Genomic DNA, 25,864 nt, shown 5'->3' on the forward strand with positions numbered 1-25,864 from the left:
TCTCCTGAAAGGGCCGGCGTCAGCGCCGGCCACGTGGGCTCAGAATTCCTGTTGATGGGCGTTGGGCTGCTTGCGCGGTGCATGGGCAAAGCCGGGTTTGCCATCGAGCACGTTCTGCGCACGCTCCAGATCGATGTCTTTTTCCCAGCGGGCAATGGCCACGGTAGCCACGCAGTTGCCGATCAGGTTGGTCAGCGCCCGGCCGATGCCCATGAACCAGTCCACTGCCAGCACCAGCACCAGGCCGACCACCGGGATCGCCGGCACGGCGGTGAGGGTGGCGGCGAGGATAACCAGTGCCGAGCCTGGGATGCCGTGAGCGCCTTTGGACGTCACCAGTGACACCAGCAGGATGGTCAGCAGGTCGGTCATCGCCAGCGGCGTACCGGTGGCGTTGGCGATGAACACGATGGCCAGGGTCAGGTAGATGGAGAAGCCGTCAAGGTTGAACGAGTAGCCGGTCGGGATCACCAGGCCAACGGTGGAGCTGCCAATGCCCAGGTGCTCGAGCTTGCGCATGATCTGCGGCAGCACGGCATCGGAGGAAGCGGTGCCCAGGACGATGGTCAACTCTTCGCGCAGGTACTTGATGAAAGGCAGCAACTTGAGCCCCGACACGCGCATCACAGTGCCCAGGATGATCAGCACGAAGCCCGCACAGGTCAGGTAGAACAACGCTACCAGGCCACCCAGGTGCTGCAGCGACTCCAGGCCATATTTGCTGGTGGTGAAGGCGATGGCGCCGAAGACGCCGATCGGCGCCAGGCGCACGATCATGCCCATGATGCGGAAAATCACGTGGCTGAGTTCGTTGATCAACCGCGAAATACCGGCGGCCGAGTCACCCACCAGGTTCAGCGCGCTGCCGAACAGCACCGAGAACAGCAAGACTTGAAGGATGTTGTTGTCGGCGAAGGCGCCCACCACGGAGGTGGGGATCAGGTCCATGAAGAACGCGGTGGCGCCATGGATATGCTGGCCGCGCTCGGCCAGGCCGCTGGCGTCGGCAGCAGAAAGCTGATCCAGGTGGATGTTGGCGCCGCTGCCGATGCCGCTGGTAAAGGCGAACACCAGGCCGATCACCAGGGCGATGGTGGTCAACACTTCAAAGTAGATCACCGATTTCAGGCCGATGCGCCCGACTTTCTTCAGATCGCCAGCACCGGAAATGCCGCTGACCACCACGCAGAAGACGATCAGGCCGATAAGCATCTTGATCAGCTTGATGAAGCCGTCGCCGAGGGGTTTGAGCTGCAGGGAAAGGTCGGGGAAACTGAGGCCGCAGGCGATGCCGAGGGCAAGGCCGAGCACAACTTGCAGGAAGATCGAACGCGAGCACCATTTGAGCATGGGAGTGATCTCTGATCGGTGTCCTTGCTTCGGTGCCGCACGGGGCGAAAGAGCGCAGGACTTATTTATTTTTGTGGTCTTACCGGTTTGTTCAGCGCGAAGTCATAAAAGCGCGAAAAATCCGAATATGCAAGGTTTTTTGGCCTTACCGGTCTGACCAGTTGTGGGGCATTTCGGCTTGCCAGGCTCTAGTTCGGTGCGTGCTGCAGATTGAGGTGATGCGCCGTTGGCCGGCATTTGCCAATACCTGCAGGGTGTTAGCAATCTGCCTGCCAACTTCTGCCCGATCAGGGCGGCGGGGCGATGCTCTTGACCGAAGCCAGTTCAGGGTGGGCCACCAGCTTGTCGATGTGCAGGGCGTCGTCGTTCATCCAGCTTTCGCTCAGCACCCGATAGTGCTCCATGTCACGACAGCGCACGCGCAAGCTGTAGTCGAAATGGCCACTGATCAGTTGGCATTCATGAACGTCAGGGCAGGCCAGCATGGTTGCCTCGAACGCCTTTTGTGCGGACCGCCCGCGCAGGTTGGAAAGGGCTACGAGTACCAGCAGTGACAGCCCTGGTGCGAGCTTCTGCGGGTCGATGATTGCGCCATAACCGCGGATCACGCCGCGCCGTTCCAGCTTGCGTACCCGTTCCAGGCAGGGGCGCGGAGTAAGATGCACCAGGGTCGAGAGCTTTTCGAAGGTGATGCGGCCATCGACGCGCAGTATGTCGATGATGGCTTGGTCGATGCGGTCCAGCGGGGCAGAGGTGGCGTCCTTGGTGTCCATGCGCGGTGCTTCTTTTTTGAAGGCGGGGCATGGACAGGTTAGGCGGTTATCGGGTGATCGTCCTCACGCGCCGGCGATTGGGCTGCGCAGCAGCCCAAGGTCCGTCAGGCGCAGGCGCTGTTGGCCCGGTGCACTGAACGAACCGCCACCACCCGAGGCTGCAGCAGTGCATACAAGTCCTTGGGGTTTTCCAGCACCGGCACCAGCCCGATATCCTGGCCGATCCCTAACGTGAGCGCTGTATCGAGCACGTAGCGCAGTGCCGAATAATCTTCCAGCGCAAAACCTACCGAATCGAACAGGGTCACCTGGTCGGCGTTTTCACGGCCCTGAACAAGGCCTGCGACCACCTGCCAGAATGGGAAGACCGGCGAATCGGCCGGCATTTGCTGGATTTCGCCTTCGACCCGGCTTTGCGGCTCGTACTCAACGATCACCCGGGCCCGCTCGACGATGGCGCGGTGCAGCTCGGTCTTGCCCGGGCAGTCGCCGCCCACGGCGTTCAGGTGCACGCCCGGTTCGATCATGTCCGGCGTGAGGATGGTTGCGTAGGTCTTGTCTGCCGTGACCGTGGTGACGATATCGGCACCGCGCACGGCTTCGGCGACGCTGTGGGCGACGCTCACCTTGAGCCCTGGGCGGCCCGCCAGGTTGGCCACCAGCTTCGCCGTGGCTGCAGGGTCGATGTCGAACAGGCGGATCTCGTCGATGCCCAGCAGGGTCTTGAAGGCGATGGCCTGGAATTCGCTTTGCGAACCGTTGCCAATCAGCGCCATGCTGCGGCTGTCTTCACGCGCCAGGTAGCGGGCGGCGAGGGCCGAAGTGGCGGCGGTACGCATCGCTGTGGTCAGGGTCATCTCGCTGAGCAGCAGCGGCGCACCGGAGCCAACGTCGCTCAAGGCGCCAAAGGCCATCACCGTGGGCAGGCCGAGGCGGGTGTTCTTCGGGTGGCCGTTGACATACTTGAAGGCATACCGGCTGGAGTCGGAAACCGGCATCAGTTCGATCACGCCGTCCGCCGAATGATTGGCCAGGCGCGGGCACTTCTCGAAATCGTCCCAGCGCAGGTAGTCCTGACGGATGTACTCGGCCATCTCCATCAGGCAGGTGGCCAGGCCTTTGCGGTTGACCAGGCGGGCGAGGTCTTGCACATCGATGAAACGGGTCATGGCATCTCCCTGCAACTTGCGGGTTGGGCTGTAGGGATATTGTCGGGCGATCAGGGCGGGAATGCCGGCTGAAAAAGGCGGTGCGGGCAGCGGGGTCGGCTGACTTCAGGGCCAGGGCAGCTGAATCGGCTGTCGTCCCTCGGTCATTGCTCGCGCAGGCGTTTGTACAGAGTCGTCCGGCTGATCCCCAGAGCCCGCGCCACGGCCGAGAGGTTGCCATTGGCCCGTTTCAGCAGGCTGTGCAGGTCCGTCTCATCGTCACTGCAGTCGCTCACCACCGGGCGCCCTTGTGTTTCAGCCAGAAAGACCCCAGGCAGATGTTCGACGCCGACCGGCCCATCGCCTGCCAGCGCCAGCGCCACCTGCATCACACTCACCAGCTCGCGCACATTGCCCGGCCAGGGGTGGCGGTCAAGCAGTTCGAGGATAGGCTGCCCCAAGCGCTGGGGTTGGTGAGGGTCGCGATAACGTGCGTGGATGTGCTCGATCAATGCTCGCCGGTCAGTGCGCTCGCGCAGCGCCGGCAACACGACCGCCATTGCCGCGATGCGGTAGTAGAGGTCCTGGCGAAAGCGCCCCGCACGCACCTCTTCGGTCAGGTCCCGATTGCTTGCCGAGACCACGCGGATATCCACCGCTACCGGTTCGCCGCTGCCCAGTGGCTGAATGCTGCGCGATTGCAGCACGCGCAGCAGGCGGGCCTGGGTCGGCAGCGGCATGTCGCCGATTTCGTCGAGGAACAGGATGCCCTGGTCGGCCTTGCGGATCAGCCCGGGGTTGCCCTTGTGATGAGCGCCGGTGAAGGCGCCTTTGTCATAACCGAACAACTCCGATTCCACCAGCTCTGCCGGGATTGCCGCACAGTTGACCGCGATCAACGGCTGGCGGGCACGGCTGCTGGCGCGGTGCAGGGCCTGGACGAAGACTTCCTTGCCGACGCCAGTTTCACCCTGGACCAGCAGCGGGATGTCTTTTTCCAGCATCAGGCTGGCCTGGGCCAGGGCCTTTTCCATGCGTGGGTCGCCACTGCCAAGCGCTGAGCGCGGGGGGCTTTGCCGGGGGGCTTGCCACTGGCAGTGGAAGCGGTTGCGCCCGGCTGCCTGCAAAGCGAAGGGTTGCTGCTGGGGGTGGGCAAGCAACTGGCACAAGGGGATCTGGAACAGTTGCTCGACGTTCTGCTGCAGCGGGTTGCCGCCCAGCAGGCTGTCGGCTCGATGATTGGCGGCGAGTACCTGGCCACGCTCATCGAATACCAGCAGCCCGGCCCACGGGCTGTCGAGGTTGTCGCAAGCGCTGTTGAACAGCAATTGGGCGTGCTGTTCGGCATGCTGCGCAAGGATCAGGCGATTCTCCAGGCTCTGGCCCATCATGCGCACCAGGCCGAGGGTCTGGGTGGCCGGCAAGTAGCCGTCGCTGGCCACGTCGAGCACCCCGACCAGTTGCCGCAGGGCATCGTACAGCGGGGCTGCGGCGCTCGACATGTAGCGGTTCTGGCGCAGGAAGTGTTCGTCCTGGCCAACATGGACGGGCTCGGCGCAGACCAGCGCGGTACCCAGCGCATTGGTGCCCACGCCCCGTTCGTGCCAGTGGGCGCCGGCGCTGAAACCGTGCTGGTGCTGGGGGCAGACGAAGCGTCGCGAACCCCAGGTCTCGAGCAGGCAGCCGTTGGCGTCGGCGAGCATCACCAGGTAGCTGGCATTGCCCAGCAGGTGCGCGTACTGCGGCAGCACGCCATCGCGGGTGTGTTGCAACAGTGCCTGGCGCCGCTCCAGCAGGGCGCTGAGTTCGGCCTTGGTCAGGCAATCGAAGTCGGGGGCGCTCTGTGGCTGCAGGCCGTGATCGCGGCAGCGCGCCCAGGAGGCCTGGATCAGTTGGGCATGGGTCGAAGTGGCGGTGGCCATGGGCCTGTCCTGTGTGATTGTTGTTATCAGCCGACCGCTGTTGAGTGTCGTCCACCGTTGTTCATTGTCAAACCCGCCACTGTTCAGGTGTTCAGCGAAAGTGTTCAGTTGTGAATCGCTGCTGGCCTGTCGGCACCGTCAAAGCCGCAGGCCAGAGGGCCAGAGTGGAACTGGCACGGAACTGGCTGTCTGTGCCGGACAACCACAATAACAAGGTCCTGCCATGTCTCTGGTGCTGGAACAGGTCAGCCGCAGCGTCGATAACCAGCCCTGGATCATCGACGCGTCCCTGCAGTTCGAGCCTGGCTCGTTCAACGTGCTGCTTGGCCGGACCCTGGCCGGCAAAACCAGCCTCATGCGCCTGATGGCCGGGCTCGACCACCCCGACCGTGGCCGCGTGCTGATGGCGGGTGAAGATGTCACTGGCGTGCCGGTGCGCCGGCGCAATGTGTCGATGGTGTATCAGCAGTTCATCAATTACCCGACCCTGAGCGTGTACGAGAACATCGCCTCACCCCTGCGCCAGGCGCGCCTGGCCGAGCCGGACATCCGTCGGCGCGTGCAGGAAACTGCCGAAATGCTGCGTATCGAACCCTACCTGCAACGCTTGCCGCTGGAGCTGTCTGGCGGCCAGCAGCAGCGCACGGCGATGGCCAGGGCGCTGGTCAAGGATGCCGGGTTGATCCTGTTCGATGAGCCGCTGGTCAACCTCGACTACAAGTTGCGCGAAGGGCTGCGCCAAGAGCTGCGCGAGTTGTTCGCCGCGCGCAACTGCATTGCCGTGTATGCCACCACCGAGCCCAACGAAGCGCTGGCACTGGGCGGCACCACCACCCTGGTGCACGAGGGGCGAATCGTCCAGAGCGGGCCTACTGCCGAGGTCTACCAGCGGCCCGGCAGCGTGCTGGCCGCCGAGTTGTTCAGCGAGCCGCCGATCAACCTGATACCGGGGCGTATCAGTGGCAATGAGGTGAGCCTGGCCCAGGCCGTGCACTTCGCCCGCAATGTCGACCTGCACCGCCTGGGCGACGGCGATTACCGCTTTGGCGTGCGCCCCAGCCACCTCACCCTGGTGCCGGCGCACGATGACGACCTGGAACTGGCGGTGCGGGTGGAACTGGCCGAGATCAGCGGTTCCGAGACATTTCTGCATGTGCGTAACGAGCACTGGCCGATGGTCCTGCACCTGCCGGGGGTGCACGAGTATCAGGTGGATACGCCGATCCGTGTCTTCATACCCACCCACAAGCTGTTCGTTTTCGACAGCGCCGGGGCACTGGTACAGGCACCGGGCCTGCGCCAGGCAAGGAGCGCCTGATGGCCGAAATCCGCCTGCGCCAGCTGGCGCACAGCTACAGCCGGCAACCCACCGCCGAGGGCGACTACGCGCTGCATCAACTGGAGCACGTGTGGGAGCAGGGCGGCGCTTATGCGTTGCTCGGGCCTTCCGGGTGTGGCAAGTCGACCTTGCTGAACATCATCTCGGGGCTGCTAACACCGTCCCATGGCCAGGTGCTGTTCGACGGCAAGCCGGTCAATGACCTTTCGCCGCAGCAGCGCAACATTGCCCAGGTGTTTCAGTTCCCGGTGGTGTACGACACCATGACGGTGTTCGACAACCTGGCGTTCCCTTTGCGCAACCAGGGCCTGGACGAAGCCAGGGTGCGCACGCGGGTCGAGGAAATCGCCGAGGTGCTCGACCTGGGCGCAGTGCTGAAGAAAAAGGCGCGCAACCTCAGCGCCGATGAAAAGCAGAAAGTGTCCATGGGCCGGGGCCTGGTGCGCGATGACGTCTCGGCCATCCTTTTCGACGAGCCGTTGACGGTGATCGACCCGCACCTGAAATGGAAGTTGCGGCGCAAGCTCAAGCAGATCCATGAGCAGTTCAACATCACCATGATCTACGTGACCCACGATCAACTGGAGGCTTCGACCTTCGCCGACAAGATCGCGGTGATGCATGGCGGGCGCATCGTCCAGTTCGGCACCCCGCGTGAGCTGTTCGAGCGGCCCCGGCATACCTTTGTCGGCTACTTCATCGGCAGCCCGGGGATGAACCTGATCGACGTGCGCGCCGACGCGGCGGGGGTCGCGTTCGGCGATGTGCACCTGGCACTGCCCGACGGCCTGCGCGAACGCTTGGCGGGCACGCGCGGCGGGCGTCTGCAAGTGGGCATTCGCCCGGAGTTCGTGCAACTGTGGGACAGCCCATTCGAGGGCGCCTTGCCTGCGCGAGTGCTGGACGTCGAGGACCTGGGCACCTATCGCATCGTCACCCTGGTGCTTGGCGGCGTGGCGCTCAAGGCGCGCCTGGCAGAAGATCGCCCGGTGCCGGTGGCACATGCCTGGGTCAGCCTGCCGACGCAGTGGCTGCTGCTGTACGTCGACGATCTGCTGCTGGAGGCCGTGCCATGAACAAGGTGCCGAACAACAAGGCCTGGTGGCTGGTGCTGCCGGTGTTCCTGCTGGTGGCGTTCAGTGCCGTGATGCCGATGATGACGGTGGTCAACTATTCGGTGCAGGACATTTTCGACCAGTCCAGCCGCTACTTCGTCGGCGCCGACTGGTACCGCCAGGTGTTGCGCGACCCGGCATTGCACGATGCCTTGCTGCGCCAATTCATCTATTCCGCCTGCGTGCTGCTGATCGAAATTCCGCTGGGCATCGGCATCGCCCTGACCATGCCGACCAAGGGGCGGCTGGCTTCGGTATGCCTGATCGTCATGGCCATCCCGCTGCTGATCCCGTGGAATGTGGTCGGCACCATCTGGCAGATCTTTGGCCGCGCCGATATCGGCCTGCTCGGTGCCACGCTGGCCAAGCTTGGCGTCAGCTACAACTATGCTGGCGACCCTTTCGACGCCTGGCTCACCGTGCTGGTGATGGACGTCTGGCACTGGACATCACTGGTGGCGCTGCTGTGCTACTCGGGCCTGCGCGCCATCCCCGACGTGTACTACCAGGCCGCGCGCATCGACCGGGCATCGGGTTGGGCGGTGTTCCGGCATATCCAGTTGCCCAAGCTCAAGAACGTGCTGCTGATCGCGGTGATGCTGCGCTTCATGGACAGCTTCATGATCTACACCGAGCCGTTCGTGCTCACCGGAGGCGGGCCGGGTAACGCCACTACCTTCCTCAGTCAGACGCTGACCCGCATGGCGGTCGGGCAGTTCGACCTGGGCCCGGCGGCGGCGTTCTCGCTGGTGTATTTCCTGATCATTCTGCTGGTGTCGTGGCTGTTCTATACCGCCATGACCCACGCCGACAAGGACTAGGCCATGAGTACACGCAAGACGCTGGCCCTGCTGCTGTACTTCTTCTTCCTGCTGGTGCCGATCTACTGGCTGCTGAACATGTCGTTCAAGAGCAACACCGAGATACTCGGTGGCCTCACCCTGTGGCCGCAGGCGTTCACCCTCGACAACTACCGGGTGATCTTCACCGATGCCAGCTGGTACAGCGGCTACATCAACTCGCTGTACTACGTGTGCCTGAACACGCTGATTTCACTGCTGGTGGCGCTGCCGGCGGCCTATGCCTTCTCGCGCTACCGCTTCCTCGGTGACCGCCACCTGTTCTTCTGGTTGCTGACCAACCGCATGGCGCCGCCTGCGGTGTTTCTGCTGCCGTTCTTTCAGCTTTATTCGTCCATCGGCCTGTTCGATACGCACATTGCCGTTGCCCTGGCCCACTGCCTGTTCAACGTGCCGCTGGCAGTGTGGATTCTCGAGGGGTTCATGTCGGGCGTGCCGAAGGAGATTGATGAAACCGCCTACATCGATGGTTACAGCTTCCCGCGTTTCTTCGTGAAGATTTTCATTCCGCTGATCGGCTCCGGCATCGGCGTGACGGCGTTTTTCTGCTTCATGTTTTCCTGGGTCGAACTGTTGCTGGCGCGCACCCTGACTTCGGTGAACGCCAAGCCGATTGCCGCCGTGATGACCCGCACGGTGTCTGCTTCGGGCATCGACTGGGGCGTGCTGGCGGCGGCAGGGGTGTTGACCATCCTGCCAGGCATGCTGGTGATCTGGTTCGTTCGCAACCATGTGGCCAAGGGCTTTGCCCTGGGCCGGGTGTGAGGAGGGCAACGCATGGAGTGGATGGCCTGGACCTTGCCCACGGCGCTGTTCTTCGCCGCCGTCGGCGTACTGCTGCTGTGCATGACCCTGTTCGAACTGCGCCGCCCCTGTGTGGAGCGGCGTGGCTTTCTGCCGATCGTCACCAGCCGTGGCGACCGGTTGTTCATCGGCCTGTTGGTCAGCGCCTACCTGCACTTGCTGGTAGTCGGGGTCAGCGACTGGCCTTTATGGGTGGCCTCGCTGCTGTCGCTGGGCTGGCTCGTGGTGGTGCTGCGCTGGGGCTGAGCGACGGCTCCGGGGAATAACTCAAACGGGAGATCACAATGTTCCATAACAAACACAACCGGCGACATTTGACCCTGGCCGCGATGCTGGTTCTGGCCGGCGTACACGGTGCGGCGTGGGCCGACCAGTACGAGGATGCGGCATCGAAATGGATCGCCAGCGAGTTCAAACCGTCGACCCTGACGCCGGAGCAGCAGTTGGCCGAGCTCAAGTGGTTCATCAAGGCCGCCGAGCCGTTTCGCGGGATGAAGATCAATGTGGTGTCGGAAACCATCACCACCCATGAGTACGAGTCCAAGGTGCTGGCCAAGGCCTTCAGCGAGATCACCGGGATCCAGCTGACCCACGACCTGCTGCAGGAAGGCGACGTGGTGGAGAAGCTGCAGACGCAGATGCAGTCGGACAAGAACATCTACGACGGCTGGGTCAACGACTCCGACCTGATCGGTACACATTTTCGCTACGGCAAGGTGGAGTCGATCACTGATCTGATGGCCAACGAAGGCAAGGACTACACCTCACCGACCCTGGACCTGAAGGACTTCATTGGCATTTCGTTCACCACCGCGCCGGATGGCAAGGTTTATCAGTTGCCCGACCAGCAGTTCGCCAACCTGTACTGGTTCCGCGCCGACTGGTTCGAGCGGCCCGAGCTCAAGGCCAGGTTCAAGGAAAAGTACGGTTACGAGCTGGGCGTGCCGGTGAACTGGTCCGCCTATGAGGACATCGCCAAATTCTTCACCGAAGACGTCAAGGAAATCGATGGCAAGCGTGTCTATGGCCACATGGACTATGGCAAGAAGGACCCTTCGCTGGGGTGGCGCTTCACCGATGCCTGGTTCTCCATGGCCGGTGGTGGCGATAAAGGGCTGCCCAATGGCTTGCCAGTGGACGAGTGGGGCATCCGCGTGGAGGATTGCCACCCGGTAGGGTCCAGCGTGACCCGTGGCGGCGACACTAATGGCCCGGCGGCCGTCTATGCCACGCAGAAGTACGTCGACTGGATGCGCGCCTATGCGCCCAAGGAAGCGCAAGGCATGACCTTCTCCGAGGCCGGCCCGGTGCCTGCGCAAGGCAACATCGCCCAGCAAATCTTCTGGTACACCGCCTTTACCGCCGACATGACCAAGCCGGGGCTGCCGGTGGTCAACGCTGACGGCACGCCGAAGTGGCGCATGGCGCCCTCGCCCAAGGGGCCATACTGGGAGGAGGGGATGAAGCTGGGCTATCAGGACACCGGCTCCTGGACCTTCTTCAAGTCCACCCCCGAGAAGCAGCGCCTGGCCGCTTGGCTATACGCCCAGTTCGTCACCTCCAAGACCGTGTCGTTGAAAAAGACCATCGTTGGCCTGACGCCGATCCGCGAGTCGGACATCAACTCCCAGGCCATGACCGACCTGGCGCCCAAGCTTGGCGGGCTGGTGGAGTTCTATCGTAGCCCGGCACGGGTGCAATGGACCCCGACCGGGACCAACGTGCCGGACTATCCTCGCCTGGCACAACTGTGGTGGAGCCATATCGCCGAAGTGGCCAGTGGCGAGAAAACGCCGCAAGAAGCGCTGGATGGCTTGGCCCGGGATCAGGACCGCATGATGGAGCGGTTGCAGCGCTCCAATGCCCAGGCCACCTGCGCGCCTAAGCTGAACCCTGAAAAAGACGCACAGTACTGGTTCGACCAGCCGGGGGCGCCAAAACCGAAACTGGCCAACGAGAAGCCCAAGGGCGAGACGGTCAGCTATGACGAGCTGCTGAAATCGTGGGAGGCGGCGCGCAAGTGACCGGCTAGGGGCCCAAATGGGTTCATCGTCGGCAAGCTGCTGAATCCAAGGCAAAAAAACGGCACCTGCCAGAGGTGCCGTTTTCATTTCACGCAAGCTTACTTATGCAGCTCTTCTGCCGCATACAGCGTGTTTTCCAGCAGGCAGGCCCGGGTCATCGGCCCGACGCCGCCCGGCACCGGCGTGATCCAGCCCGCGCGGGGCAGGGCGGTCTCGTAGACCACGTCGCCGACCAGCTTGCCGTCTTCCTGGCGGTTGATGCCCACGTCGATGACGATGGCGCCTTCCTTGACCCACTCACCCTTGACCAGCCCCGGCTTGCCGGCAGCCACGACCACCAGGTCGGCACGGCCGACATGACCGGCCAGGTCCTTGGTGAAGCGGTGGCAGACGGTCACGGTGCAGCCGGCCAGCAGCAGCTCCATGGCCATCGGGCGGCCAACGATGTTGGAAGCGCCGACGATCACGGCGTCCATGCCGTACAGGTCCTGACCGGTGCTTTCGAGCAGGGTCATGATGCCTTTAGGGGTGCACGGGCGCAGCAGCGGAATACGCTGGGCCAGGCGGCCGATGTTGTACGGGTGGAAGCCATCGACGTCCTTGTCCGGACGGATGCGCTCGAGCAGCAGCGATGCATCCAGGTGTGCAGGCAGCGGCAGTTGCAGCAGGATGCCGTCCACTGCCGGGTCGTCGTTGAGGCGGTCGATCAGCTCGGTCAGGGCTTGCTGCGTGGTTTCGCTGGGCAGATCGAAGGCCTGCGAAATGAAACCGACCTCTTCGCAGTCCTTGCGCTTGTGCGAGACATAGACTTGGGAGGCGGGGTCGGTGCCGACCAGGATCACCGCCAGGCCCGGCGTGCGCAGGCCTTGCTGGCGACGCTCCTCGACACGTTGAGCGATCTGCTTGCGCAGGTTGGCGGCGATCGCCTTGCCATCGATTAGGTGTGCAGTCATAGACGCGTGATTAACCATCGAGAAAGGAACAATAAAGAGGGCGCATTCTCGCACGACACGGCCCGAGGGCAAAGGCGGGTGGTCGGGCAAATGCCCTAACCCCTTAAATAATTTAAATTTTTTATAGAAAGGTGTTGACGCTTATACGGGTCGCCTATAAGATTCGCCGCACTTGTCGGGCACAGCCTAGCACTGGTTGGCGAAGTCGGGCAGAATGAGTGGTTTTAGTATTGCTCGTTCGGTTAGGCTTTACGCTTATGCGCCCGTAGCTCAGCTGGATAGAGCATCCGCCTTCTAAGCGGATGGTCGCAGGTTCGAGTCCTGCCGGGTGCGCCATTAGGCAGCTTGGGCAAGCAAGTGAGGCAGTAAAGCGATATGGTGGGCGTAGCTCAGTTGGTAGAGCGCCGGATTGTGATTCCGGTTGTCGTGGGTTCGATTCCCATCGTCCACCCCATATTCTTCAGAGGCGCCTTGATTGTAGATCTGGCGCCTTTGTTTTAAGCGTTATGCGGACGTGGTGAAATTGGTAGACACACTGGATTTAGGTTCCAGCGGCGCAAGCTGTAAGAGTTCGAGTCTCTTCGTCCGCACCATGTTTATGTAAGGTTGTACCGTAACACCGCAATATGGTGGGCGTAGCTCAGTTGGTAGAGCGCCGGATTGTGATTCCGGTTGTCGTGGGTTCGATTCCCATCGTCCACCCCATATTTTCGAAGGCGCCTTGATTGTATGATCAGGCGCCTTTGTTGTTTCTGCGTTATGCGTACGAGCGCGTAACTATGCAGCCTCGCCGGCAAGCCGGCTCCTGCAGGGGCGCGCAGTTCTTGAGGCCTGCGCAATACCTCTGCCAGCCCTTGCAATCCTCTGGCGACACCCCAATAAAAGCTGATAGATTTCAGTCGGTTGAAATACCGGCTGGATTAGGCCAGCAAAGGATTAATCCAATGATTGCAAAAGAAGCCCGTCAGGCGCTGGCGCTTCAGCGCTTCGCCGAGGCCAATCCGCAACTGCTCGAGGAAATCCGTGGGCTGGATGCGCGCGAACAGGCCCAGCAGATCGAATGGGCGTTCGAGGATGCCGCCGACCAGCAGGGCATCCAGCCTTGGGAGCTGGCGCTGCAGTTGATCGCCGAAAGCCCCGAGCAACTTCAGGCCATGCGCCTGGAGACCCATCGCGAAGTGGCCCAAGCGCTGGGTATGGCTTGGGAAGAGTACTGCCAGTTCAATGAAATCGATCCTGAATAAGGGCGTTTTTGCGGGCTGTAGTTGTTTGACAAAGTATTACGGTTGCGTGCCGCCGACGGCGTTGCGCACCCTGCATATATATAGAGGCCCGGCGATACGCCGTGCGGGCCTTGCAAGCTAATCGACCGGCGTGGTTTCCCGTCGTCCCGGGTGGGGTGACTTCTGGTGCGTGACTCACTAGAATGCTTGCCCTTGATTCTGGAGTCGGGCTAACGCCGGCTAACGTCTGTGCAACGAGGAATATCCATGCAAGTTTCTGTTGAAAACACTTCCGCTCTCGAGCGCCGCATGACCATCGCCGTTCCGGCCGAGCGCGTCGAGAACGAAGTCAACAAGCGTCTGCAGCAGACTGCCAAGCGCGCCAAGGTCGCGGGCTTCCGCCCAGGCAAAGTGCCGATGAGCGTGATCCGCCAGCGTTTCGAAGCCGATGCCCGTCAAGAGGCTTTCGGTGACCTGGTCCAGGCTTCCTTCTACGAAGCCATCGTCGAGCAGAAGCTGAACCCGGCTGGCGCGCCTGCTGTAGAGCCGAAGTCCTTCGAAAAGGGCAAGGACCTGGAGTTCGTCGCCATCTTCGAAGTGTTCCCAGAGTTCGCCGTTGCCGGCCTGGAGTCGATCAGCGTCGAGCGCCTGAGCGCCGAAGTGGCTGATGCCGACCTGGACAACATGCTGGAAGTGCTGCGCAAGCAGAACGTGCGCTTCGAGGCCGTCGAGCGCGCTGCCGAGAAAGACGACCAGGTCAACATCGACTTCGTCGGCAAGATCGACGGTGAAGCCTTCGCCGGTGGTTCGGCCAAGGGTACCCAGCTGGTACTGGGCTCCGGCCGCATGATCCCAGGCTTCGAAGACGGCCTGGTTGGCGCCAAGGCTGGCGAAGAGCGCGTTGTCAACGTGACCTTCCCTGAGGATTACCAGAACCTGGACCTGGCTGGCAAAGCTGCCGAGTTCACCATCACCGTCAACAGCGTTTCGGCACCTCAGCTGCCAGAACTGAACGAAGAGTTCTTCGCCCAGTTCGGCATCAAGGAATCGACCCTGGAAGGCTTCCGCGCCGAAGTTCGCAAGAACATGGAGCGTGAACTGCGTCAGGCGATCAAGACCAAGGTGAAGAACCAGGTCATGGACGGTCTGCTGGCCGCCAACCCGATCGAAGTGCCGAAGGCTCTGCTGGAAAATGAAGTCAACCGCCTGCGCGTCCAGGCTGTTCAGCAGTTCGGTGGCAACATCAAGCCTGAGCAGCTGCCGGCCGAGCTGTTCGAAGAGCAAGCCAAGCGCCGTGTGGTGCTGGGCCTGATCGTCGCCGAAGTGGTCAAGCAGTTCGAACTGAAGCCGGACGAAGGCAAGGTTCGCGAAATGATCGAAGAAATGGCTTCGGCTTACCAGGAGCCTGAGCAGGTCATCGCTTGGTACTACAAAAACGACCAGCAGATGAACGAGGTACGTTCGGTTGTACTGGAAGAACAAGTTGTAGATACTGTTCTGCAGAAAGCGACTGTGACCGACAAATCGGTCTCGTACGAAGAAGCCGTAAAACCAGCACAGGCTCCTGCCGAAGCTGAGTAAGGCGGCCCTCTCGTAGGAAACCCCCACAAGCCAGCCTTCGCGCTGGCTTGTGCGTATTCAAGCCATGACTATTTGGGAGTGAGCGCAGGACATGTCCCGCAATTCTTATATTCAGCAGAGCTCTGACATCCAGGCCGCAGGCGGCCTGGTCCCGATGGTTATCGAGCAGTCCGCCCGTGGCGAACGTGCCTATGACATCTACTCGCGCCTGTTGAAGGAGCGAGTGATCTTCCTGGTCGGCCCGGTAGAGGACTACATGGCCAACCTGGTAGTGGCGCAGATGCTGTTCCTTGAGGCGGAAAACCCGGACAAGGATATCCATCTTTACATCAACTCCCCAGGCGGCTCGGTAACGGCTGGCATGTCGATCTACGACACCATGCAATTCATCAAGCCGGACGTCTCGACCATCTGCATCGGCCAAGCCTGCAGCATGGGTGCCTTCCTGTTGGCCGCCGGTGCCAAGGGCAAGCGTCACTGCCTGCCTAACTCGCGGGTGATGATTCACCAGCCGCTCGGCGGCTTCCAGGGCCAGGCGACCGATATCGAGATCCATGCCCAGGAAATCCTCAACATCAAGGCGCGTCTGAACGAGCTGCTGGCCTACCACACCGGCCAGGATCTGGAGACCATCAAGCGCGACACCGAACGTGACAATTTCATGAGCGCCTCGCGCGCGGCCGAGTACGGCCTGATCGACTCGGTATACGACAAGCGGCAACTGGCCTCCTGAACCCAGGTGCCAGAGCAGGCAGGCGCCCAAAGCGCCTACCTGCGGACTTGAAAAAGCCCGCAATTGCCTTCATCTTGTGTTGCAAGCCTACCGGATTGGATCGATCGAATGACTGACACCCGTAACGGCGAGGACAGCGGCAAATTGCTTTATTGCTCCTTCTGCGGCAAAAGCCAGCACGAAGTGCGCAAACTGATTGCCGGGCCCTCGGTATTTATCTGCGACGAGTGCGTCGACCTGTGCAACGACATCATCCGAGAGGAGGTGCAGGAAGCCCAGGCCGAAAGCAGCGCGCACAAATTGCCTTCGCCGAAAGAAATCAGCGGCATCCTGGACCAGTATGTGATTGGTCAGGAGCGCGCCAAGAAGGTGCTTTCGGTAGCGGTGTACAACCACTACAAGCGCCTGAACCAGCGTGACAAGAAAGGTGACGAGGTTGAACTCGGCAAGAGCAACATCCTGCTCATCGGGCCTACAGGCTCGGGCAAGACCCTGCTCGCCGAAACCCTGGCTCGCCTGTTGAACGTGCCGTTCACCATTGCTGACGCCACCACCCTGACCGAAGCCGGTTACGTGGGTGAGGACGTCGAGAACATCATTCAGAAACTGCTGCAGAAGTGCGACTACGATGTGGAAAAGGCCCAGATGGGCATTGTTTACATCGACGAGATCGACAAGATTTCGCGCAAGTCGGACAACCCGTCGATCACCCGTGACGTTTCGGGTGAAGGCGTGCAGCAGGCACTGCTCAAGCTGATCGAAGGCACCGTTGCCTCCGTTCCGCCGCAAGGGGGGCGCAAGCACCCGCAACAGGAATTCCTGCAGGTGGATACCCGCAACATCCTGTTCATTTGCGGTGGCGCCTTCTCAGGCCTGGAAAAGGTCATCCAGAACCGCTCCACCAAGGGTGGCATCGGTTTTGGCGCTGAAGTACGCAGCAAGGAAGAGGGCAAGAAGGTTGGCGAGTCGCTGCGTGAAGTCGAGCCGGATGACCTGGTCAAGTTTGGCCTGATCCCCGAGTTCGTCGGCCGTCTGCCGGTTCTGGCAACCCTCGACGAGCTGGACGAGGCTGCGCTGATGCAGATCCTCACTGAGCCGAAGAACGCCCTGACCAAGCAGTACGCCAGGCTGTTCGAGATGGAAAGCGTTGACCTTGAGTTCCGCAGTGATGCGCTCAAGGCCGTCGCACGCAAGGCCCTGGAGCGCAAGACTGGCGCCCGCGGCCTGCGTTCGATCCTCGAGGGCGTTCTGCTCGACACCATGTATGAAATTCCTTCGCAGAAGGAAGTCAGCAAAGTGGTGATCGACGAGAGCGTCATCGAAGGCACTTCGCAGCCGTTGCTGATCTACGAGAACAGCGAGCCGCAAGCCAAGGCCGCACCCGACGCCTGAGTCGGTCAGGTGGCAGCAAGCAAGAAAGGGGCCCATGCGGGCCCCTTTCTGCTTTTCCTGTGCAAGCGCTTGTAATTTCCCAGGCGTGCCCCCACATTAGGTCCAAGCATCATTTCCACCGGTTTCCGGCCATAAGGCCGCTGTAGAGGCGAAATCATGAAGACCACCCTCGACTTGCCTCTTTTGCCATTGCGCGATGTCGTTGTTTATCCGCACATGGTCATCCCACTGTTCGTGGGGCGTGAGAAGTCCATCGAGGCCCTTGAGGCTGCGATGACTGGCGAGAAGCAGATCCTTCTGCTGGCCCAGAAGAACCCCGCCGACGATGATCCGGGCGAAGACGCCCTGTATCGCGTCGGTACCGTCGCTACCGTGCTGCAACTGCTGAAGCTGCCTGATGGCACCGTCAAGGTGCTGGTCGAGGGCGAGCAGCGGGGTGCAGTCGAGCGCTTTACCGAAGTTGAAGGGCACATCCGTGCCGAAGTTTCCCTGATCGACGAAACCGACGCCGCCGAGCGCGAGTCGGAAGTCTTTGTGCGCACGCTGCTGTCGCAGTTCGAACAGTACGTGCAGTTGGGCAAGAAAGTCCCTGCCGAAGTGCTGTCGTCGCTGAACAGCATCGAGGAGCCTGGGCGTCTGGTCGATACCATGGCCGCACACATGGCCCTGAAGATCGAGCAGAAGCAGGAAATTCTCGAGATCGTCGATCTGTCCACCCGTGTCGAGCATGTGCTTGCGATGCTGGATGCTGAAATCGACCTGCTGCAGGTCGAGAAGCGTATCCGTGGCCGGGTCAAGAAACAGATGGAGCGCAGCCAGCGCGAGTACTACCTGAATGAGCAGATGAAGGCCATTCAGAAAGAGCTTGGCGATGGCGACGAAGGCCACAACGAAGTCGAAGAGCTGAAAAAGCGCATTGAAGCCGCTGGCCTGCCGAAAGATGCCTTGGCCAAGGCTCAGGCGGAGCTGAACAAACTCAAGCAGATGTCGCCGATGTCGGCCGAGGCCACCGTGGTGCGGACCTACCTCGACTGGCTCGTGCAGGTGCCGTGGAAGGCCCAGAGCAAGGTTCGACTGGACCTGTCCAAGGCTGAGGAAATTCTCGATGCCGACCATTATGGCCTTGAAGAGGTCAAGGAACGCATCCTCGAATACCTCGCCGTGCAGAAGCGCGTGAAGAAAATTCGCGGCCCGGTGCTGTGCCTGGTTGGCCCGCCAGGCGTGGGCAAGACCTCGCTGGCCGAGTCGATCGCCGCTGCGACCAACCGCAAGTTCGTGCGCATGGCCTTGGGTGGCGTGCGTGACGAGGCCGAGATTCGCGGCCACCGTCGGACATACATCGGTTCGATGCCAGGCCGCTTGATCCAGAAGATGACCAAGGTGGGTGTGCGCAACCCGCTGTTCCTGCTCGACGAGATCGACAAGATGGGCAGCGACATGCGTGGCGACCCGGCCTCGGCGCTGCTGGAAGTGCTCGACCCTGAGCAGAACCACAACTTCAACGACCACTATCTGGAGGTCGATTACGACCTCTCTGACGTGATGTTCCTGTGCACCTCGAACTCGATGAACATCCCGCCGGCGCTGCTTGACCGCATGGAAGTCATTCGCCTGCCGGGTTACACCGAGGACGAGAAGATCAACATCGCGGTCAAATACCTGACACCCAAGCAGGTCAAGGCCAACGGTTTGAAGAAGGAAGAGCTCGAGATCGACACCTCGGCGATCCGCGACATCATCCGTTACTACACCCGCGAAGCCGGTGTACGTGGCCTTGAGCGGCAAATTGCCAAGGTTTGCCGCAAGGTCGTCAAGGAACATACCGGCCAGAAGCAGGTCAAGGTCAAGGTCACCAGTGAGCAGCTCGAGCACCTGTTGGGTGTGCGCAAGTTCCGCTACGGCCTGGCCGAGCAGCAGGACCAGATCGGCCAGGTGACCGGCCTTGCCTGGACCCAGGTGGGTGGCGAATTGCTGACCATCGAGTCGGTGGTCATCCCTGGCAAGGGCCAACTGATCAAGACCGGTTCGCTCGGCGACGTCATGGTCGAGTCGATCACCGCCGCGCAAACCGTAGTCCGCAGCCGCGCCCGCAGCCTGGGGATTGCCGCCGACTTCCATGAGAAGCACGACGTGCACATCCACATGCCCGAGGGTGCTACGCCCAAGGATGGCCCGAGCGCTGGTATCGGCATGTGCACCGCGCTGGTGTCGGCGCTGACGCAGATTCCAGTGCGTGCAGATGTTGCCATGACCGGTGAAATCACCTTGCGTGGGCAGGTATTGGCCATTGGCGGGTTGAAGGAAAAACTGCTTGCGGCACACCGTGGCGGGATCAAGACGGTGATCATTCCAGAGGAGAATGTTCGCGATCTGAAGGAGATTCCGGAAAATATCAAACAGGATCTGCAGATCAAACCGGTCAAATGGATTGACGAAGTCCTGCAAATTGCGCTGCAATACGCCCCGGAGCCCTTGCCAGATGTGGCTCCTGAGATTGTCGCGAAAGATGAAAAGCGCGACGGCGATGCTAAGGAACGAATTAGCACGCATTAGTAGTTTTTGGCTGGGGGGCTTTCCTTGACAGTATTTTCGGGGCCTTGCTATAAAGCGGCACGCTATTGTCACCAGGCCACCCAGCGCACGTTTCATAAGCTTTTCATTACATACTTAGAAACAAACTCAATAGAGAAATAAGGGGACTTAGAGTGAACAAGTCGGAACTGATTGACGCTATCGCCGCATCTGCTGACATCCCGAAAGCTGTAGCCGGCCGCGCGCTGGATGCAGTAATTGACTCCGTGACTGGTGCCCTGAAAGCAGGCGACGACGTCGTTCTGGTTGGCTTCGGTACCTTCTCGGTCAAAGAGCGCGCAGAGCGCGATGGCCGTAACCCGCAAACTGGCAAGACCATCAAGATCGCTGCTGCCAAGGTTCCAGGCTTCAAGGCTGGCAAAGGCCTGAAAGACGCCGTCAACTAAGTCGTCTCTTTCAGCCGGACCCGGCCTGGCCAGGTCCGAGCACGCTGAAGGCGGGTCGCAAACGTTCCCGCCTGACACGTTTGCTAAGAAAAGGCGCATCCTCGGATGCGCCTTTCTTTTATCAGGATTCTACCCACGCTCCGCGGTTGTCGACGCAGTGGTACAGCCGTTTCTGGGGGACGCATGCTGCAAAATATCAGGGACAATTCACAAGGTTGGATTGCCAAGACCATCATCGGCCTCATCGTCGTGCTGATGGCGTTGACGGGCTTCGAGGCCATTTTCCAGGCCGCCAGCCATAGCCAGGACGCCGCCAAGGTGAACGGCCAGACCATCAGCCAGAACGAGCTGAGCCAGGCGGCCGACATGCAGCGCCGCCAGCTGATGCAACAGCTGGGCAAGGATTTCGACCCGGCACTGCTGGACGAGAAATTGCTGCGCGATGCCGCGCTCAAAGGGCTTATCGAACGCAAGCTGCTACTGCAGGGTGCCGAAGATGCCAAGTTCGCCTTCAGTGAGGCCGCGCTGGATCAAGTGATCCTGCAGACGCCGGAATTCCAGGTTGATGGCAAGTTCAACGCCGACCGTTTCGACCAGGTCATCCGCCAGATGGGCTATGGCCGCTTGCAGTTCCGCCAGATGCTCGCCGAAGAAATGCTGATCGGCCAGGTACGCACGGGTATTGCCGGCAGCAGCTTCGTGACCGACCAGCAGGTCGACGCCTTCGCTCGCCTGGAAAACCAGACCCGCGACTTCGCTTCGTTGACCTTCAAGGCCAACCCGGCTGCGGTCAAGGTCAGCGATGACGAGGTCAAGGCCCATTATGAACAGCACGCCAAGGAGTTCATGACGCCGGATCAAGTGGTCATCGACTATGTCGAGCTGAAGAAGTCGGCATTCTTCGATCAGGTGAAGGTTACCGACGACGAGCTCAAGGCCCAGTACGAGAAGGAAATCGCCAACCTGGCCGAACAGCGCCACGCTGCGCACATCCTTGTCGAGGTCAATGACAAGGTCACCGATGCCCAGGCCAAGGCCCGCATCGAAGAGGTCGAGCAACGCCTGGCCAAAGGTGAAGACTTCGCCAAACTGGCCAAGGAGTTCTCCCAGGACCCGGGTTCGGCCAACAGTGGTGGCGACCTTGGCTTCGCCGGCCCGGGTGTGTATGACCCGGTCTTCGAGGACGCGCTGTACAAGCTCGACGATGGCCAGGTGTCTGCACCGGTGCGTACCCAGTTCGGTTATCACCTGATCAAGCTGCTGGGCAAGCAGGCGCCGGAAGTCCCGAGTTTTGCCAGCCTGAAGGACAAGCTCACGCGAGACCTGAAGACTCCGCTGGTCGAGCAGCGCTATGTCGATGCCAGCAAGCAGTTGCAGGATGCTGCCTACGAGGCTGCCGACCTGGCCCAGCCCGCCCAGGACCTGAACCTCAAGGTGCATACGTCGGCGCCATTCGGCCGTGAGGGCGGTGAAGGCATCACGGCCAACCGTGCCGTGGTCCAGGCTGCGTTTTCCGAGGAAGTGCTGGAGGAGGCTGCCAACAGCACCGCCATCGAGCTGGACCCGGAAACCACGGTGGTATTGCGCGTCAAGGAGCACCGCAAGCCGGAGCAGATGCCGCTCGAAGCCGTGGCCAAGAAAATCAGCGAACACCTGGCCAAGGAGAAGGCAACCGCCGAGCTCAAGGCCAAGGCGGACAAGCTGATCGCCGGCCTGCGTGACGGCTCGGTCGCTACCGATACTGCCCAGGAAGGCCAGAGCTGGAAGGCCTACGAAGCAGTCACCCGCAGCCAGGACGGTATCGACCCGGCCGAGTTGCAGGCACTGTTCCGCCTGGCCAAGCCGCAAGCCAAGGGCAAGCCGGTATATGGCAGCGTGGTTCTGGCCGATGGCAGCCTGGTCGTGCTGCAGCTCAAAGGTGTCAACGAAGGTGCCGCCGCCAGCGCTGAAGAGAAGCAGCAGATCCGCCGCTATCTCGCTTCGCGTGCGGGCCAGCAGGACTTTGCGGCATACCGCAAGCAGCTCGAAGGCAGTGCGGACATCACTCGCTACTGAGTGACTGTCTGGTAATGAAACAGGCCGCATGATGCGGCCTGTTTCGTTTCTGTGGCACGGGCGTAAGCGCCGGGTTCGCCTCAGCGCTTCTCCCCCTCATAGTTATCCAGCGTATCCCGCGCAATCTCCCGGCCCAAGGCAATCAGCTCCGGCGCCTTGTAGAACTCGAAGAAGCGGCATACCCGCTTGGGCACGTTGATCAGCACGTCCGGTGGATACCCCGCGATCTTGTATTGCGCCAACGACGTCTGCATCACCTCGAAACTCTGGTTGATCAGGTCCAGCAGCGAAGCTGGCCCCACGTTGTCGACGATGATCGACCCTGTGGCTGATTTTGGCGCGCCCTCGCTCTGCGGTGCCGCCGCCGGTTGCTGCGCTTCGGGGTCGGCCGCATCGGTCAGCCAGGGGTTGGGTGGAATCAGGCCCTCGCCGGTGATCTCCTGCTCGATGCGCATCAGTTCCTCGACGGGCTTGCGCCGAAACGGCATGCGCGACCCCAGCGAATTGATCAGCGCGTCAAAGCGCATCCTGAATGCTGCCGGCCGCTCGATGACAGGCAACTGGTATTGCTTCTGGTTGGTGGAGTTGAGGTTCACCGCAATGATCATGTCGCAGTGGCTGGACACCACCGGCACGATCGGTAGCGGGTTGAGGATGCCGCCGTCGACCAGCATGCGGTTGCCTTGCATTACGGGCGTGAACAGGCTTGGAATTGCCGCCGAAGCGCGCATTGCCTGGTGCAGGCAGCCTTCCTGGAACCAGATCTCCTGCTGGTGGGTCAGGTCGGTGGCCACTGCCGTGTAGGGGATGCGTAATTGCTCGATATTGATTTCGCCAACGATCTTGCGGATTTGCCCAAACACCTTGTCGCCGCGAATGGCACCAAGGCGGAAGCTGACATCGACCAGACGCAGTACGTCCAGGTAATCCAGGCTTTCGATCCAGTTGCGGTATTCATCGAGTTTGCCCGCCGCGTATATGCCCCCGACCACCGCGCCCATCGAGCAACCGGCAATGCAGGCGATCTCGTAGCCGCGCCGTTCGATTTCCTCGATCACGCCGATATGGGCATAGCCCCGAGCGCCCCCCGATCCCAATACCAGTGCTACACGTTTGCTCATGATCATCCCCGGCTTTTGCATCCATGGTCCTACAATGCACCGAGCGTTGCCTGTGCTTCAATGTAGACTCTAGGCAAAACGTGCCGGGCGCGGCACTTTTCAGGTGCCCACGCGTCGAACAGCCATTCAATTTGAACCTTTGAGGTATTACCGATGAAAGCCTGGATCTGCCTTCCTCTGATTGCCCTGGCCCTTGCCGGCTGTGCGGGCAAGACGGCTTACCGTGACAGCTGCGCGTCGCAGCTCGATGCCGCCTGGAAGGAGCTTGACCTGGCCAAGGCTGAAGGCTTTGCCGGTACTGTCAGCTATTCCAAGGCTTTGTCGCTTTTGACCGGGGCCAAGACCCAGCAGCAGTTCGAAGGCTTCGAAGGTTGCACCAATAAAGCGGAAAAGGCGCGTTTCTACATTCGTGAGTCGCGCGCCGGGCGCTGACCGAGGAGCGCTGTATGTCCAGCATGCTCGACCATGTGGTTGCCCAGGTAGTGGCCTTGCAGGTGCGCCTGCTGGCTTGTCGCGAGCGCCTCGCTGCCGATACCGACAGCGAAGCCTTGCACGATCTGCGCATAGGCCTGAGGCGCTTGCGCAGCCTGTTACGGCCGCTGAGGGGCTTGCCGGGGGTCGAGCAGTTGGAGGACGCTGCGAAAGCCCTTGGTACCTTGACCACGCCGCTACGTGACCGTGAGGTACTGGCGGCCGAGTTGATCAAGCGCGGCGTTGCCCAGGCGGGGCAGCGGCGTCTGCAAGGGCGGGCTGCCACCTTTGCCGGCGTGGCCACCAGCGCGCAGCTGAGCCGTGTACTTGCCATCCTCGATGCCTTCCCGCTGTTCCTGCGCGCAGCGGGCCGTGAAGGGTTGGCCAAGTCACTGCGCAAGCGTGTCGACAAACGCCTGGTCAAGCAATGGCGCAAGCTGCAGGAAGCCTTGCAGGACCCGGCCCACGACCGCCACCGCCTGCGCCTGTTGATCAAACGTGTGCGCTATGGCGACCAGGCGTATCCGCAACTCGATCATGCCGGCAAGCCGCTGCAGCGCATGCTAAAACAAGCCCAGAGCGATTTGGGTAACTGGCATGATCGCTTGCAATGGCTGTTGCAGGCTCAATCGCATGCGGATCTCGCGCCCTGCAAGGTCGATTGGGAGCAGGAGCTGGATGACGCCGAACGCCAGTCCGACGTGACACTGGATGCCTTGCAGGCAGCGCTGCAGCGGCGCAAGCCCGGCAAATGACCGATATGCGGGCTGTTCGACGCAAGGTTGCTCGCTAGTATTGGCTGACACCTTTCGCTGCTACAGGAGCCGGCCCATGAACTTCAACCAACTGCTCGACGCCGTGCGAGCACACCCCGACGGCGTCAGTGTTCCGCCCAACTGGGCCCAAGGGCGTGCCGCATTCGGTGGCCTGATGGCCGCGATGGTGTATGAGGCCATGCGCCTGAAGCTCGCCGATAGCCGCCCGGTGCGTTCCCTGGCCATCAGTTTCGTCGCCCCCGCCGCTCCCGACGTGCCAACCCGTTTTGAAGTCGAAGTGCTGCGCGAGGGCAAAGCCGTCAGCACCCTGCTTGGTCGAGCGATTCAGGATGGCCAAGTGGTGACCTTGGTACAGGGCAATTTCGGCGCCGGGCGGGCATCGGTGGTGAATGTTCCTGCAGTGCCGGCCATGGAGATGAAGGCGCTTGAGGATGCCGCTCCTGAGCTTCCTTACATCAAAGGCGTCACACCTGAGTTCATGCGCCATGTTGCCCTGCGCTGGGCGGTTGGTGGGTTGCCGTTCAGTGGCAATCAGTCACGGCACATGGGCGGCTGGGTGCGCTTGCGGGATGTTGCCCAGGAGCAGGTCAACGAGGCCCACCTGTTAGCGCTGGTCGATGCCTGGCCGCCCAGCCTCATGCCTTACCTGAAGCAGCCCGCAGCAGGCAGTACGCTGACCTGGACCATCGAATTCATCCAGCCGGTTGCCAGGCTGTCGACGTTGGACTGGTGCCGCTACTGCGTCGAGACGGAACACGCCCGCGATGGTTATGGGCATGCCGCAGCTGCCCTGTGGACGGCTGAAGGTGAGTTGCTGGCATTGAGCCGGCAGACGGTCACAGTGTTCGCTTGAGATTCAACGCCGATGTTTGTGCCGTCCGCGCCAGGCGCGCCACCAGGCACCACTGAGCACAAAACGCGGGAAGGTGATGAATTGCTCGGTCAGCAGGCGCTGCACGGCGTCCTTGCGGTTGGCGAACGGTTCTGGCTGCTCGGCCTCCAGGCGGTGGCCCTGACGCTGCAGGCCCAGGCCGGCGATCAGGGAAATGATGCCGACAGCAATCTGGCCAAGGTCCAGGGCGAACAAGCCTGACAGCACCAGTAGAGCGCCAAGGATGAACAGCGGCACGGCAATCAGGTGCAGCACCAGGTTGGTCGGATGGCGGTGGTTGTGGTGATAGCCGCGCCATTGCCAGGCGGGCAAGTTGGGCAGTCGTTTGCTCATGGGCAGTTCCTCGCGGTCATG

The 25,864-nt window shown here is 61.5% G+C and carries 23 protein-coding genes and 4 tRNA genes; 20 read left to right on the forward strand and 7 right to left on the reverse strand.

Annotated features, from left to right (window positions below):
* Positions 1–39: 39 nt before the first annotated feature.
* The 4 genes from EGJ09_RS03020 to EGJ09_RS03035 all read right to left on the reverse strand — a co-directional run bounded on the left by EGJ09_RS03020 (position 40) and on the right by EGJ09_RS03035 (position 5,193).
* Positions 40–1,350: a C4-dicarboxylate transporter DctA gene (locus EGJ09_RS03020; protein ID WP_046787920.1), complete on the reverse strand. Its 1,311-nt coding sequence runs from the start codon at positions 1,348–1,350 to the stop codon at positions 40–42.
* A gap of 287 nt (positions 1,351–1,637) precedes the next feature.
* Entirely contained in the window at positions 1,638–2,123 is a 486-nt protein-coding gene (locus EGJ09_RS03025) for an Lrp/AsnC family transcriptional regulator (RefSeq protein WP_046787921.1), read from the reverse strand.
* 104 nt (positions 2,124–2,227) lie between these two features.
* The gene (locus EGJ09_RS03030) at positions 2,228–3,292 is read right to left on the reverse strand and encodes an ornithine cyclodeaminase (RefSeq protein ID WP_125923202.1); all 1,065 of its coding nucleotides are present in this window, start codon (positions 3,290–3,292) and stop codon (positions 2,228–2,230) included.
* 143 nt (positions 3,293–3,435) lie between these two features.
* A complete protein-coding gene (locus tag EGJ09_RS03035) occupies positions 3,436–5,193 on the reverse strand; it encodes a sigma-54-dependent Fis family transcriptional regulator (protein WP_125923203.1) in 1,758 nt (585 codons plus the stop codon).
* Between the two features lie 223 nt (positions 5,194–5,416).
* Between EGJ09_RS03035 and EGJ09_RS03040 the strand changes: the two genes are divergently transcribed.
* The 6 genes from EGJ09_RS03040 to EGJ09_RS03065 are packed head-to-tail and all read left to right on the forward strand — an operon-like array spanning position 5,417 to position 11,335.
* Positions 5,417–6,511, forward strand: a complete 1,095-nt coding sequence (locus tag EGJ09_RS03040; protein ID WP_125923204.1) for an ABC transporter ATP-binding protein — start codon at positions 5,417–5,419, stop codon at positions 6,509–6,511.
* Entirely contained in the window at positions 6,511–7,608 is a 1,098-nt protein-coding gene (locus EGJ09_RS03045) for an ABC transporter ATP-binding protein (protein ID WP_125923205.1), read from the forward strand. The genes EGJ09_RS03040 and EGJ09_RS03045 overlap by 1 nt, the downstream gene beginning before the upstream one ends.
* Entirely contained in the window at positions 7,605–8,468 is an 864-nt protein-coding gene (locus tag EGJ09_RS03050; protein WP_039603432.1) for a carbohydrate ABC transporter permease, read from the forward strand. The genes EGJ09_RS03045 and EGJ09_RS03050 overlap by 4 nt, the downstream gene beginning before the upstream one ends.
* A gap of 3 nt (positions 8,469–8,471) precedes the next feature.
* Complete coding sequence (locus tag EGJ09_RS03055; protein ID WP_039603433.1) at positions 8,472–9,272, forward strand: carbohydrate ABC transporter permease; 801 nt, start codon at positions 8,472–8,474, stop codon at positions 9,270–9,272.
* 12 nt (positions 9,273–9,284) lie between these two features.
* Complete coding sequence (locus EGJ09_RS03060) at positions 9,285–9,557, forward strand: DUF2160 domain-containing protein (RefSeq protein ID WP_125923206.1); 273 nt, start codon at positions 9,285–9,287, stop codon at positions 9,555–9,557.
* A gap of 38 nt (positions 9,558–9,595) precedes the next feature.
* Positions 9,596–11,335, forward strand: coding sequence for an ABC transporter substrate-binding protein (locus EGJ09_RS03065; protein ID WP_125923207.1), 1,740 nt, complete (start codon positions 9,596–9,598; stop codon positions 11,333–11,335).
* 98 nt (positions 11,336–11,433) lie between these two features.
* On the opposite strand, the gene folD is transcribed toward EGJ09_RS03065, so the two are convergent.
* Positions 11,434–12,288: a bifunctional methylenetetrahydrofolate dehydrogenase/methenyltetrahydrofolate cyclohydrolase FolD gene (gene folD / locus EGJ09_RS03070; protein WP_039603436.1), complete on the reverse strand. Its 855-nt coding sequence runs from the start codon at positions 12,286–12,288 to the stop codon at positions 11,434–11,436.
* A 259-nt stretch (positions 12,289–12,547) separates the two neighbouring features.
* On the opposite strand from folD, the gene EGJ09_RS03075 reads away from it, so the two are divergent.
* The 11 genes from EGJ09_RS03075 to EGJ09_RS03125 all read left to right on the forward strand — a co-directional run bounded on the left by EGJ09_RS03075 (position 12,548) and on the right by EGJ09_RS03125 (position 22,250).
* Positions 12,548–12,624: transfer RNA gene (locus EGJ09_RS03075), tRNA-Arg, on the forward strand.
* A gap of 42 nt (positions 12,625–12,666) precedes the next feature.
* Positions 12,667–12,742, forward strand: a tRNA-His gene (locus EGJ09_RS03080).
* 54 nt (positions 12,743–12,796) lie between these two features.
* Positions 12,797–12,881 (forward strand) — tRNA-Leu (locus EGJ09_RS03085).
* A 36-nt stretch (positions 12,882–12,917) separates the two neighbouring features.
* Positions 12,918–12,993 (forward strand) — tRNA-His (locus EGJ09_RS03090).
* Positions 12,994–13,232: 239 nt separating this feature from the next.
* Entirely contained in the window at positions 13,233–13,532 is a 300-nt protein-coding gene (locus EGJ09_RS03095) for a DUF6388 family protein (protein WP_046787928.1), read from the forward strand.
* 246 nt (positions 13,533–13,778) lie between these two features.
* On the forward strand, positions 13,779–15,092 hold the full coding sequence (tig, locus tag EGJ09_RS03100) for a trigger factor (protein ID WP_046787929.1): 1,314 nt from the start codon (positions 13,779–13,781) through the stop codon (positions 15,090–15,092).
* Positions 15,093–15,183: 91 nt separating this feature from the next.
* A complete protein-coding gene (gene clpP, locus EGJ09_RS03105; RefSeq protein WP_009683825.1) occupies positions 15,184–15,825 on the forward strand; it encodes an ATP-dependent Clp endopeptidase proteolytic subunit ClpP in 642 nt (213 codons plus the stop codon).
* 108 nt (positions 15,826–15,933) lie between these two features.
* Positions 15,934–17,217 carry an ATP-dependent Clp protease ATP-binding subunit ClpX gene (clpX, locus tag EGJ09_RS03110; RefSeq protein ID WP_012313645.1) on the forward strand — a complete coding sequence of 428 codons (1,284 nt, stop codon included), beginning with the start codon at positions 15,934–15,936 and terminating at the stop codon, positions 17,215–17,217.
* A gap of 156 nt (positions 17,218–17,373) precedes the next feature.
* Positions 17,374–19,770, forward strand: a complete 2,397-nt coding sequence (gene lon / locus EGJ09_RS03115) for an endopeptidase La (RefSeq protein WP_046787930.1) — start codon at positions 17,374–17,376, stop codon at positions 19,768–19,770.
* A gap of 152 nt (positions 19,771–19,922) precedes the next feature.
* Positions 19,923–20,195, forward strand: a complete 273-nt coding sequence (locus EGJ09_RS03120; RefSeq protein WP_012313647.1) for an HU family DNA-binding protein — start codon at positions 19,923–19,925, stop codon at positions 20,193–20,195.
* Between the two features lie 183 nt (positions 20,196–20,378).
* Positions 20,379–22,250: a SurA N-terminal domain-containing protein gene (locus EGJ09_RS03125; RefSeq protein WP_125923208.1), complete on the forward strand. Its 1,872-nt coding sequence runs from the start codon at positions 20,379–20,381 to the stop codon at positions 22,248–22,250.
* 80 nt (positions 22,251–22,330) lie between these two features.
* Here EGJ09_RS03125 and EGJ09_RS03130 read toward each other — a convergent pair whose 3' ends face one another.
* Positions 22,331–23,371 carry a patatin-like phospholipase family protein gene (locus tag EGJ09_RS03130; RefSeq protein ID WP_046787954.1) on the reverse strand — a complete coding sequence of 347 codons (1,041 nt, stop codon included), beginning with the start codon at positions 23,369–23,371 and terminating at the stop codon, positions 22,331–22,333.
* Positions 23,372–23,524: 153 nt separating this feature from the next.
* On the opposite strand from EGJ09_RS03130, the gene EGJ09_RS03135 reads away from it, so the two are divergent.
* The 3 genes from EGJ09_RS03135 to EGJ09_RS03145 all read left to right on the forward strand — a co-directional run bounded on the left by EGJ09_RS03135 (position 23,525) and on the right by EGJ09_RS03145 (position 25,471).
* Positions 23,525–23,803 (forward strand): hypothetical protein, encoded by a 279-nt coding sequence (locus EGJ09_RS03135; RefSeq protein ID WP_012313650.1) that lies wholly within the window; start codon positions 23,525–23,527, stop codon positions 23,801–23,803.
* Positions 23,804–23,817: 14 nt separating this feature from the next.
* The gene (locus EGJ09_RS03140) at positions 23,818–24,597 is read left to right on the forward strand and encodes a CHAD domain-containing protein (RefSeq protein WP_125923209.1); all 780 of its coding nucleotides are present in this window, start codon (positions 23,818–23,820) and stop codon (positions 24,595–24,597) included.
* 76 nt (positions 24,598–24,673) lie between these two features.
* On the forward strand, positions 24,674–25,471 hold the full coding sequence (locus EGJ09_RS03145; protein ID WP_046787934.1) for an acyl-CoA thioesterase II: 798 nt from the start codon (positions 24,674–24,676) through the stop codon (positions 25,469–25,471).
* A gap of 3 nt (positions 25,472–25,474) precedes the next feature.
* On the opposite strand, the gene EGJ09_RS03150 is transcribed toward EGJ09_RS03145, so the two are convergent.
* Positions 25,475–25,843, reverse strand: a complete 369-nt coding sequence (locus EGJ09_RS03150) for an Mpo1-like protein (RefSeq protein WP_125923210.1) — start codon at positions 25,841–25,843, stop codon at positions 25,475–25,477.
* Positions 25,844–25,864: the final 21 nt, after the last annotated feature.

Source organism: Pseudomonas sp. p106 (assembly GCF_003936645.1).
Classification (GTDB): domain Bacteria; phylum Pseudomonadota; class Gammaproteobacteria; order Pseudomonadales; family Pseudomonadaceae; genus Aquipseudomonas; species Aquipseudomonas putida_E.